Below are 11,706 nucleotides of genomic sequence, written 5' to 3'. Positions count from 1 at the left end.
GAACCTAACAAGCCGGCGCCCTGCCCGGACGCGCACCTGTCGCCTGCCAACGCTGGCGAGAGACCCGGAACGTCCTCGTGCTGCCTACACTGTTCGCCGTGCCTGCCGCCGCGTCCCGTCCTCCTCATGTCCTGTACGTCGCGTGGGGATTCCCGCCGTCCAGGGGCAGCGGCGTCTATCGTGCGCTGGCCACGGCGAACACGCTGGTGGACCTGGGCTGCCAGGTCACGGTGATCACCGCCGATCGCCAGACGTTCGTGCGCAGCACCGGAGTGGACGAGACGCTCGAGGCGCTCGTCCATCCCTCGATCGACGTCGTCCGGGTCGACTTCGAATGGCCGCACTTCCAGCGTGAGATCGACCAGTGGCCCCGCGAGCGGGCGCAGGATCCGGCGGGCTGGCTCGAGGCCTGGAATGCCGCGGCGGTCGCTCCGTTCCCCGAGGTCCGATACGGCGCTTGGTTCCCGCGGATCTCGGCCGCGGCCGAGAAGGTCCACGCGGATCGGCCGGTCGACCTGGTGATCGCGACGGCCAATCCGAACGTGGACTGCGCCGTGGGCCTGCACCTGTTCGAGAAGCACGGCGTCCCCTACGTGACGGACCAGCGGGACGGATGGTGCCTGAATCCCTTGACCGAGAACGTCGACTTCCCCGAGGGAACCCCGACGGCGGACATGGAGAAGCGCCTCATCGGCTCTGCCCTCGAGTCGTGGTTCGTGAACGAGCCGATCCGACAGTGGCACGAGGGTGCGTACCCGGAGTCTGCCGAGAAGCTGCAGGTCGTGATGAACGGGTACGACCCGAACACGGCACCGACGCCGCGGCTGTCGCCCGCAGACCCGGACGCGCCTCTCACCGTGGGCTACGTGGGGACGGTGACACCGCACGTCCCGTTGGCGGAGGCCCTCGAGGGATGGTTCGACGCGCGAGAGCGCGATCCCCGGGTGCGGTCCGCACGACTCGAGCTCTACGGCCACCTCGGCCATTTCGCCCAGTCCAACCCGGTGGCCCAGACGCTCCTCGACTCGGCCGCGAGCGAAGGGGTCAGCTACGGCGGTGCCGTCGGGAAGGCGCGGCTGCGCGAGATCTACGACCGCTTCGACGTCCTGCTCTTCGCCACCGGCGGCGGCAAGTACGTCACCACGGGCAAGGTGTTCGAGTACATGGCCACCGGACTGCCCATAGTCTCGTGCCACGTCCCCGAGATGGCTGGCGTGGACGTCTTGCGTGGGTACCCGTTGTGGTTCCCCGTCGCGGACCTCTCGCCGGAGTCCCTCGGCTCCGCCCTGGCGCAGGCCTGCGAGGCGGCGGTCACCGCCGACCGGGCCACGCGGGAGCGGTGCATCGAGCATGCGGCGACGTACGAGCGCAATCGACAGCTGCGGGGCCCGCTGGAGCGCGTGCTCGCCAAGGCGGGGGTGACGCGATGAGGATCGTGCTGGTGACGGCTCAGCCGAAGTACCGCGGCGGCTGGCTGCAGGAGGCCAAGGCCGCGCTGGCCCTCGAGGACGGCGACTGGGTCGGGGTACTGGCGGTGCAACCGCCGAGGACGCCGCGCGAGGTCGACCGCTTCGTCGTCGTCGACCCGTCGACCGTGCCCTTCCGTCCGGCGGTCGACTTCCCCGTCCGAGGACGTGAGGCGCGCGGACGAACGCCGTTCGCGGTGCGTGCGCTGCGTGCCGGCAGGAACGTGTGGCATCGAGTGGCGGGTCATCCCGCGCCCGAGCGACTCGCCCACCACCTGGCGGTGGCGTGCCGGACCAGCCGGCTGCCCGCGCGGCTGGCGCGTGAAGCCGATGTCGTGGTCGCGTTGGACGACGCCGCCGCCCTCGGCGTGTGGCACCTGGCGCGCCGGGTCGACGGCCCCGTCTTCGTCCAGGGCCTCGATGCGGCTCGTGACGCGATGGGCCGCCGGCTCCCGGCGACGGACGGCGGGCCCGACCAGCAGGACGACACTGCGTCGACCAGCGAGGCGCCCACCCGGATGCCCGAGGTCGCACCGGCGTCCGTGAGCCTGCTGATCGCGCCGTTGAACCGCTGGAAGCAGGGCCGGGCCTGGGCGCAGGCCGTGGTCCGGCACGTGCCCGATGCGAGCGCGCAGAGCTTCTCGGCCAGCGGCGTCGTCCCCGGCAGCGACCTGGCGGTCGACCCGTTCACGTTCGCCGCGGACCTCGAGTGGCGCCGGTACTGGCGCCGTCACGTGATCGACACGTACACGCACGTGCTGGCCGAGACGGGCCTGCCCATCCTGGGTGCCACGCTCTCCGGAGTCGAGGACCAGTACGTGCAGCTGCAGCGCGCCGGTCTCTCGGTCGCGCGAGTCGCCCACGGCGCGGAGGTCCGGGTCCCGAGCATCGATGCCGAGTCCAATCCCTGGGCGCCCTACGGCTCCATGACCGAGGTCACCGTGCGCCAGCTGGAGGGCAGCGCCCGTCGCCTCGTGACCCTCTTCCGCGCCCATGAGGGACCCGTGTACGTGTCGGCTGCGGGCCTGCGGACGTTCCTGCCGGATGCGACCTGGTTGCCACTGACGCTCGACATCGACGAGTGGACCAGCGAGCATCCCCTGCTGGCGGGCCAGGTGCCGGTCGTGGCCCACGCGCCGGGCCGGGTGCGCCCGGGGACACCCGCCGATGTCGAACCGCTCCTGCAGGCACTGGATCACGACGGAGTGATCGAGTACCGCCGCGTGGGGGACGTCTCGGCCGAGCGCCGGCGTGCCGCGTACGGGACCGCCGATCTGGTGATCGAGCAGCTCGAGACCGCCGACTACGGTCAGCCTGCCTGCGAGGCGCTGGCACTGGGCCGCGTCGTGGTGGGCCACGTCGACCGCGTCGTCCGCGAGCACATCGCCGGGGTAACCGGGACGGACCTCCCGATCGTCGAGGCCGACCCGAGCACGCTGGAGTCGGCGATTCGCGCCCTCGTCGTCGACCGACCGCGGGCGGTGGAGCTGGCGGGCGCGTCGCGCGACTATGCCGCCAAGGTCCATTCCGGCGCCTTCTCCGCGGCGGTGCTGAGTCCGTGGCTGAGCGCCACGAACGCGCCGTCGTGAGCACGGGCGAGCGCCGTCCGTGAGGGTCGTTAGGGTGGGCGCGTGCGCGATGTGACGGAGTCGGACGTGCCCGAGACGCTCGTCCTGAGCTGGGACTTCCCGCCGATCGACTCCTCCGTCGCTCGCCGGTCGATGGCGCTGGCCAATGCGATCGTGCAGGACGGCGGTGCGGTGACGGTGCTGACCGTCGACAGTGCGGCCGCTCGCCACGACCACGGCGTCGATCCCGCACTCGAGAGCGTGGTCGATCCACGGGTCCGGGTCGTGCGGATCGAGGACCATCACCCCGACCGCAGGCAGGACATCGCGACCTGGCCCCGCGAGCGTGCCCAGGACCCTGCGGGTTGGCGCGAGCGCTGGGCAGCGGACGCCGCCTCGATGTTCGACGAGCCGGATTTCGGTCATCTGCACGATCTGCTGGTCGAGCAGGCCGGCGCGATCCGTGCGCAGCGCCCGGTCGCGACGGTGGTCGCAGTGGCAGCGCCGCTCGTCATGGCGGCGGTGGCCGGGCGGGTCGCCGAATCGGCCGGGTGCGAACTCGTGCTGGACTTCGCGCGGATCGACGAGCACCGGCTCGTCGCGGGCGCGCAGCTCGTCTCGTCCGCGGTGGCGCGTGCCCGCGTGGTGTGGTGCCCGGACGAGACGACGCGCGAACGCCTCGAGTCGTCCTTCGGCGGACTCGAGGGACGGATCGACGTCGTGTCCGACGGCGGTGAGGTCGAGGTGCGCGCGCTGCCGCGTCCCCGTCGCGAACCGGGCGACCCCGTGCGCGTCGCCTGCCACGTCGAGCACGAGGCGTGGGAATCGGTGCCGGAGCTGATCGAAGCCTGGTTCGAGGCGCGAGGTGTCCACGAGTTCGCTGGCGCGACCTTGCGCCTGCTGGGGCGTCTGCCGCTGAAGGGCGGGACCGTGCCGCGCATGGCGGTGGACCAGGCGGCCGACCGTGGGGTGACACTGCAGGCACCGCCGTCGAGCGCCGAGCGCGACCTCGCCGGTGGCGAGGTCGACGTCCTCCTCGTCCTGTCTCGCGGCGACCTCCCGGCCGGTCGTACGAGCGACCACCTGAGGACGGGACTGCCGGTCGTCTGGTGGACTCCGGTGCCACCGGGACCGGACCATCCGTACGAGCGCGCGGCGCACGTCCACCGCCTCACGACACTGACCGGCTCGGCCCTGTCCGCTGCGTTGCTGGCGGCTGCGAGCGCGCCCCCGCAGGACGTCGCCGTCCCGGCCCCGGTCTCGTCGTGGCCCGCCGCGATCGAGCGTGCCGGTCTGGGCCGCTCAGGGAAGGAGCGCGCATGACCGTCCGCGTCCTCGCAGTGACGGCGCGCAAGCGCTATCCCAAGGTGTGGTTGCAGAACCTCCACCGCGGCCTGGACCTCGGGGACGATGTCCAGGTCAAGGTCCTGGCCGCCGTCCAGCCGCGACGCCAGTGGGACGTCGAGGTCACCAGCCTGCCGATTGAAGCGCCACCGGCGCCGGCACGTGGGGTCCGGCGTGTCCTGGACCGACTCCGGCGGGCGGATGCCGCGGTACCCGACGAGACGTCCCCCAGCGAGCGCCTGGCCCGGGCCTGCAGGAACGACGACGCGCCGGCCGACCTGGCCCGGTGGGCAGAGGTGGTCGTCGCGATGGACGACGCCGGTTGCCTCGCCGTCTGGGAGCTGGCGCGCCGCGTCGAGGGACCGGCGTACGTGAACAGGACCTCTCGCGTGCGCGCAGCGCTCGAGGAGCGCGGTCGTCAGCTGCCACCACCGGCCCGCGTCGCGACCGAGCCGTTGACGCAGGACGTGACGATGCCGGCGTTGCCCGAATCGCCGGTTCGGCTGCTGATCGCACCGGCCAACTACGCCGGTCAGGGCCACCAGTGGGCGCAAACGGCCTCGCGGCACGTACCCGGGGTGGCAGCCCAGAACTTCAGGGAGGGGCGCCTCGCGAACCCCTACCCGAGCGATCTGACGGTGGATCGTGCGCGCTTTCGCGGCGACCTGGCGTGGCGCGAGTACTGGCGCACCCACGTGACGTCCGTCTACACGCACGTGATCGTGGAGGCGGGACTTCCCGTCCTGGGCGCTTCGGTGATGCCGTTCCAGCAGCAGGTGGCGCAGTTGCGCGAGGCCGGACTCCACGTCGCCCTGCTGTCGCACGGCAGCGATTCCCGCATCCCCTCGGTGCACGCGGCGAACGAGCGCTGGGCGCAGTTCGACGCGATGGATCCGGCTTGGGTCAACGTGCTGGAGGCGCTCTCGCGACGCAACGTCGAGGTCTACACGTCGGACCCCGGACCGGTCTTCCTCTCGACTCCCGGGCTGCTCGAGTTCGTCCCGAACGGGACGTGGCTTCCGCTCGTGATCGACGTCGATCGGTGGCGCTCGGACGAGGCCGTGCTCGAGCGCGGGCGTCCGGTCGTCGCGCACGCGCCCAGCACCAAGCAGAAGGGCTCGCACCACATCGACCCGGTGCTGACCGAGCTCGACGAGCAGGGCCTCATCGAGTACCGGCGCGTCGAGGGTGTCCCCGTCGACGAGATGCCCCGGGTCTACGGCACGGCCGACATCGTGGTCGACCAGTTCGGTGCGGCCGACTACGGCGTCGCCGCCTGCGAGGCCCTCGCGGCCGGACGCGTCGTCGTCAGTCACGTCGCACCGAAGGTCCGCGACCACATCCGTCGCGAGACGGGGCTGGACCTGCCGATCGTGCAGGCCGATCCCGAGACGTTGCGCGACGTGATCGTGCGCCTCGTCCACGACCGCGCCGAGGGTCGAACCGCGGCCGCGTCCGGGCCGTCGTTCGTCGAGACGGTGCACGACGGCCGACTCGCCGCCGACGTTCTCGCCCACTGGTTCGCCGAAACCACCAGTCCACCGGTGCCGCGCAGTGGCCCGGACCACCACACGAAGTAGGGTGTATCGCGTGTCTGATCAGCCTTTCATCCCGCCCGCCAAGCCCATCATCGACGAGCTCGACATCGAGGCCGCGGTGCGGGTGCTCCGCAGCGGCATGGTCGTCCAGGGTCCCGAGGTCAAGGCCTTCGAGGACGAGTTCTCCGAGGTGGCCGGTTCCGAGCACGCCGTAGCGGTCAACTCGGGCACCTCGGCGCTCCAGCTGGCCCTGATGGCGCTGGGCATCGGGCCCGGTGACGAGGTCATCGTGCCCTCGTTCACGTTCGCCGCCTCCGGCAACGCCATCAAGCTCGTCGGCGCCGAGCCGGTCTTCGTCGACATCGAGCCCGGCTCGTTCTGCGTCGACCCCGCCGCCGTGCGGGCGGCGATCGGCCCGAAGACGGCGGGCATCATGCCCGTCCACCTCTACGGTCACCCGGCCGACATGCGGGCGATCATGGAGCTGGCCTCCGCGCACAACCTGGCCGTCGTCGAGGACGCGGCGCAGGCCCACGGTGCGGCGATCGACGGCAAGCCCGTCGGCGGCTTCGGCTCCGCCGCGGCCTTCAGCTTCTACCCGACCAAGAACATGCACTCCCTCGAGGGCGGCATGGTCACCACGAACGATGCCGAGGTCGCGCGCACGATCCGCCTGCTGCGCAACCAGGGCATGGAGCAGCGCTACGCCAACGAGATCGTCGGCGTGAACATGCGCCTGACGGACGTCGCGGCCGCGATCGGACGCACGCAGCTCACGCGCCTGCACGAGTGGACCGAGCGCCGCCGCGAGATCGCCGCGCGCTTCGACGCCGAGATCACCTCGGTCGTCACTCCGCCGGTCGCCGAGGGCGCGCGCCACGTCTACCACCAGTACACGGTGCGGGTGCAGAACGACCGTGACGGCTTCCAGAAGCGCCTGACCGAGGCCGGCATCGGCAACGCGGTCTACTACCCGACGCCCGTCCACCGCCTGCGCCCCTACCTGGTCGACGGCGCCCCGGACCCCCGTTGGGACCTGCCGGCCACCGAGTCCGCGGCCGCCGAGGTCGTCTCGATCCCGGTGCACCCGAGCCTGAGCGACGCCGACGTCGACCGCATCGTCGCCGCCGTGAACGAGGCGGGCGCGTGAGCGCGCTGCGGGCCGGCCTCGTCGGTGCCGGAGCGATGGGGCGCAACCACGCCCGCGTGCTCGGCCAGCTCGAGGACGTCGACTTCGTCGGCATCAGCGACCCCGCCCTCGAGTCGGGCCTGTTCGGTGCCGAGGTCGTTCCCGACGTCGAGTCGCTCATCAAGCTCGGCATCGACTACGCCGTCGTCGCCTGCCCGACCAGCCTGCACGAGGAGGTCGGCACCGCCCTGGCGTCCGCCGGCATCCACGCGCTCATCGAGAAGCCGCTCGCCAGCTCGGTCGAGGGCGCGAAGTCGCTCGCGGCCGCGTTCGCCGACGCGGGCCTGATCGGCGGCGTCGGCCACATCGAGCGCTACAACCCGGCGCTGCAGGCACTGCGCCAGCGCCTCGAGGACGGTGAGCTGGGCCAGGTCTACCAGGTCGTCACCCGCCGACAGGGCCCGTTCCCGCACCGCATCGCCGACGTGGGCGTCGTCAAGGATCTCGCCACGCACGACATCGACCTGACCGCGTGGGTCACGGGCGAGAGCTACCTCGACATCAGCGCCCGCACCGTCACCAAGAGCGGTCGCCCGCACGAGGACATGGTCGCCGCGGTCGGCACGCTGTCCGGCGACATCATCGTCGAGCACCTGGTGAATTGGCTCAGCCCGATGAAGGAGCGCTGCACCGTCGTCACCGGCGAGCGGGGCGCCTTCACGGCCGACACGCTCACCGCCGACCTCACGCTGCACCGCAACGGCAAGGTCGCCCTGGACTGGGACGCGCTGAGCGCCTTCCGGGGTGTCGCCGAGGGCGACGTCACGCGCTTCGCGATCCCCAAGCGCGAGCCGCTGCTGGTCGAGCACGAGCAGTTCCGCGACGCGGTGCTGGGCCGCGAGGCCGACATCGTCACGCTCGACCAGGGCCGCCGCACGGTCGAGGTCGCGCAGGCGATGATCGACTCCGCGGACGGGGGCGGCCAGCGGGTCGACCTGGCGTGAGCGACCGGCCGACCAGGGTCGTGATGCTCGTCGACAACGACGTGCGTCGCGACTCGCGCGTGCAGAAGCAGGCGCAGTCGATGGCCGAGCGCGGCTGGGACGTCACCTTGCTGGGCATCAACCGCGAGGAGACCCCGGCCGAGCCGTGGACCATCGGGGGAGCCCGCGTCGAGCTGGTCGACTACCGGCCCGAGCGCGTGCAGCGCCCCCACCTGGCGCGGTCCCCGCGCTGGCGCTCGCCCTTGGCGTACCGGACGGGCACGCGCGCGAACAACATCGTGGGCTGGCACCAGTCGCAGGCCCGAGTGCTCCAGGACCGCAGGGCAGTGTCGTCGTCGGGCCCGGCGAAGGCGGCGTTGGCCGTCCGGATCGGGGTCCACCGGGTCCGGGCGGGCTGGGCATCGTTCCGTCGTGCCCGCACCACGGCCGTGCGTCGCCGCCGAACGCGGATGGACTCGCCGCTCGACCGGATCACGACCGCGGCGTGGCTGCGGTTGCGGGGCGATCGCGCGTGGGCGCACCTCGACCCGAACATCGAGACCTGGGACCACGCGTTCGCGCCCGCCATCGACCGCTTGCGACCGGACCTCATCCACGCCAACGACTTCCGGATGCTGTTCGTCGCTGCGCGGGCGACCTTCCGCGCGCGTGCGGCCGGCCGCACGACGAAGCTGGTGTGGGACGCCCACGAGTACATCCGTGGCGTGGAGCATCCGCAGGCACACCCCCGGTGGATCACGTCCCTGCAGCGGCTGGAGTCCGCGCATGCGCCGTACGCCGACGCGGTCATGACGGTCAGCGAGCCGCTCGCCGACCTCCTGCAGACCGACCATCGCCTGTCCGAGCGTCCGACCGTCGTGCTGAACGCGCCGATCGTGCACACGGGAGCCGTCGAGGACGCGCCCAGCGTTCGCGCACGCTGCGGTCTGGCCGAGGACGTGCCGCTGATCGTCTACAGCGGCTACGTCGACGTCAACCGCGGGGTGGACACGGTGGTCGAGTCGCTCGCGGACCTGCCCGGGGTGCATCTGGCGCTCGTCGTCGGGCAGCTCGACGCGCCCGCGGTGCAGGACATCGTGGCTCGCGCGGCCGAGCTCGGCGCCGGCGACCGTGTTCACGTCCTGCCGTACGTGCCGGTCGACCAGATCGTCGCGTACCTGTCGTCGGCGACGCTGGGTGTCCTGCCGTTCGTGCACATGATGAACCACGAGATCTCGCTGGCCACGAAGTTCTACGAGTACTCGCACGCGAGGCTGCCGATCGTGGGCAGCGACGTCAGGTTCATGGCCGAGACGATCCGGCGCACCGGACAGGGCGAGGTCTTCCGCGCCGGCGACGTCCAGGACCTCACCCGTGCGATCCGCTCCGTGCTGGACGACCGGTCGCGCTTCGCCGCGGTCTACGACCGCCCCGGGCTGTTGGACGAGTGGACCTGGGAGCACCAGGCCGAGACCATGCATGCCGTCTACCGCGCAGTGGCCGGCGTCAACCCCGCACCGGTGGGGGTGCCCTCGTGAGCCGGGTCGTGGTGTTGCGCGACACGCCCGCCGAGCCACTCGGCGACCACGTGCTCTGGCTGCGCGACCGTGGGCACGAGGTGCACCTCGTCGCCCCCGGTGACGAGATGGAGCACGCGCCCGACGTCGTGGACGACGTGCGCGTGACCACGGCGCCGGTCGATCGCTGGCTCGCCCCGGGCAGCCAGGTGGCCCGGTCCCCCCGCTGGACGCGGCCCTTCAGCTACCGACTGCTGATGAAGGCATCGACGCGCAAGGCGGTCGCCGAGGGGCACGTCCGTCAGGCCGAGTTCGAGCGCGACGTCGCGGTCGTGCGCGCCGGCCGGGTGCCGCTCCCCGTGCGCTCGCGCCTGTTCCTGGCACGACTCGAACGGCGCTGGGTCGCCAGGCGCGCTGCCGACACGCGCGAGGCCTACGACATCCGGCGCGGACGCCGCCGGCGCCTCGATGAGCTCGCGCGGCGACGGTGGCGCCTGACCTCGCGTGACCACGCGTGGGCGCGACTTGCGCCCGGCCTCCTGGACGTCGAGGTCCAGCTGGGTCCGATCCTGGACCAGATCGAGGCCGACGTCATCCATGCCGAGGGGGCGGTCATGATGTCGGTGGCCGTCCGGTCCGCCGCTCGCCGCCATGGTCACGTGACGGTCGTGTGGGACAGGACCGACGAGTTCACACCCAAGCGCCCGTGGCTCGCCGAGGCCCGCGGCCTGCTCCTCGCCGAGTACGCGCACCGAGTCGATCACACCCTGGCCGAGCGCAGCAGCGACGCGCTCGCCTCCGTCTACGAGGCCGCCGGCCTCCACCCCATGAACCCCCACCACCGCGAAGGAACCCCATGAACATCACCGTCGTCGGCCTGGGCAAGATCGGCCTCCCGCTCGCCGTCCAGTTCGCCGCCAAGGGCCAGCGCGTGTACGGCGCGGACGTCGCCGAGTCGGTCGTCGAGACCGTCAACCGTGGGGACGAGCCGTTCCCGGGCGAGGCCCACCTGGCCGAGAAGCTGGCCGAGGTCGTCGCCAACGGCAACCTGACGGCCACGACCGACACCGCCGAGGCCGTCGCCGCCTCCGAGTTCGTCGTGGTCGTCGTTCCGCTCTTCGTGGGCGCCGACGGCACGCCCGACTTCGGCTGGATGGACTCGGCCACGCGCGACATCGCTCGCGGCCTCAAGCCCGGCACCACGGTCATCTACGAGACGACCCTGCCGGTCGGCACCACACGCACGCGCTGGGCGCCGATGCTGCAGGAGGGCTCGAGCCTGACCGCCGGCCAGGACTTCCACCTCGTCTTCAGCCCTGAGCGCGTCCTGACCGGCCGCGTCTTCGCCGACCTGCGCAAGTACCCCAAGCTGGTCGGTGGCCTCGACGAGGCCGCGACCGCGAAGGCGGTCGAGTTCTACGAGACCGTCCTGGACTTCGACGAGCGCGAGGACCTGCCGCGCGCCAACGGCGTGTGGGACATGGGCTCCGCCGAGGCCGCCGAGCTGGCGAAGCTCGCCGAGACCACGTACCGCGACGTGAACATCGGACTGGCCAACCAGTTCGCCCGCTTCAGCGACCAGCACGGCATCGACGTGCTCAAGGTGATCGAGGCCTGCAACAGCCAGCCGTACAGCCACATCCACCTGCCCGGCATCGCCGTCGGCGGCCACTGCATCCCGGTCTACCCGCGGCTGTACCTGTGGAACGACCCCGACGCCACGGTCGTGCGCTCGGCGCGCGAGGCCAACGCTGCGATGCCCGCCTACGCCGTCGACCTGCTGGCCGCCGCGATGGGGGACCTGAAGGACAAGCGCGTCCTGGTGCTCGGCGCCTCGTACCGCGGTGGCGTGAAGGAGACCGCCTTCTCGGGCGTCTTCGACACCGTCTCCCAGCTGCGCACGCGCGGTGCCGAGGTCCGGGTGAGCGACCCGATGTACAGCGACGACGAGCTGTCGAAGCTCACCCTGCCCCCGCACGACGGGCAGCCGGTCGACGCGATCGTCATCCAGGCCGACCACGCCGGGTACCGCGAACTGTCCGCGGCGGACTTCCCCGGCGTCGAGGTGCTGGTCGACGGTCGTCGCGTCACCGACCCCGAGCGCTGGACCGGCGTCCGCCGCGTCGTCATCGGCGGCTGACGCCCCCAGTCCGCGAACAAC

The 11,706-nt window shown here is 72.0% G+C and carries 9 protein-coding genes; all 9 read left to right on the top strand.

From position 1 onward, the window contains the following. The first annotated feature begins 98 nt into the window (after positions 1–98). The 9 genes from RT323_RS04560 to RT323_RS04520 are packed head-to-tail and all read left to right on the top strand — an operon-like array spanning position 99 to position 11,685. Positions 99–1,430 carry a glycosyltransferase gene (locus RT323_RS04560; RefSeq protein WP_313405394.1) on the top strand — a complete coding sequence of 444 codons (1,332 nt, stop codon included), beginning with the start codon at positions 99–101 and terminating at the stop codon, positions 1,428–1,430. Then, positions 1,427–3,055, top strand: a complete 1,629-nt coding sequence (locus RT323_RS04555; RefSeq protein ID WP_313405393.1) for a hypothetical protein — start codon at positions 1,427–1,429, stop codon at positions 3,053–3,055. The genes RT323_RS04560 and RT323_RS04555 overlap by 4 nt, the downstream gene beginning before the upstream one ends. Positions 3,056–3,097: 42 nt before the next feature. Beyond that, positions 3,098–4,357, top strand: coding sequence for a hypothetical protein (locus RT323_RS04550; protein ID WP_313405392.1), 1,260 nt, complete (start codon positions 3,098–3,100; stop codon positions 4,355–4,357). Next, the gene (locus RT323_RS04545; RefSeq protein ID WP_313405391.1) at positions 4,354–5,958 is read left to right on the top strand and encodes a hypothetical protein; all 1,605 of its coding nucleotides are present in this window, start codon (positions 4,354–4,356) and stop codon (positions 5,956–5,958) included. The genes RT323_RS04550 and RT323_RS04545 overlap by 4 nt, the downstream gene beginning before the upstream one ends. Positions 5,959–5,968: 10 nt before the next feature. Beyond that, the gene (locus RT323_RS04540; protein WP_313405390.1) at positions 5,969–7,066 is read left to right on the top strand and encodes a DegT/DnrJ/EryC1/StrS family aminotransferase; all 1,098 of its coding nucleotides are present in this window, start codon (positions 5,969–5,971) and stop codon (positions 7,064–7,066) included. Further along, entirely contained in the window at positions 7,063–8,049 is a 987-nt protein-coding gene (locus tag RT323_RS04535; protein ID WP_313405389.1) for a Gfo/Idh/MocA family oxidoreductase, read from the top strand. The genes RT323_RS04540 and RT323_RS04535 overlap by 4 nt, the downstream gene beginning before the upstream one ends. Then, entirely contained in the window at positions 8,046–9,566 is a 1,521-nt protein-coding gene (locus RT323_RS04530; protein WP_313405387.1) for a glycosyltransferase family 4 protein, read from the top strand. Before RT323_RS04535 ends, RT323_RS04530 begins: the two co-directional genes overlap by 4 nt. Then, positions 9,563–10,405 carry a hypothetical protein gene (locus RT323_RS04525; protein WP_313405386.1) on the top strand — a complete coding sequence of 281 codons (843 nt, stop codon included), beginning with the start codon at positions 9,563–9,565 and terminating at the stop codon, positions 10,403–10,405. Before RT323_RS04530 ends, RT323_RS04525 begins: the two co-directional genes overlap by 4 nt. Further along, positions 10,402–11,685, top strand: a complete 1,284-nt coding sequence (locus tag RT323_RS04520; protein WP_313405384.1) for a nucleotide sugar dehydrogenase — start codon at positions 10,402–10,404, stop codon at positions 11,683–11,685. Before RT323_RS04525 ends, RT323_RS04520 begins: the two co-directional genes overlap by 4 nt. The last annotated feature ends 21 nt before the right edge of the window (positions 11,686–11,706 follow it).

It is taken from the genome of Aeromicrobium sp., assembly GCF_032084975.1.
Lineage (GTDB): Bacteria > Actinomycetota > Actinomycetes > Propionibacteriales > Nocardioidaceae > Aeromicrobium.
This window is presented reverse-complemented; position numbering and strand designations above follow the sequence as displayed.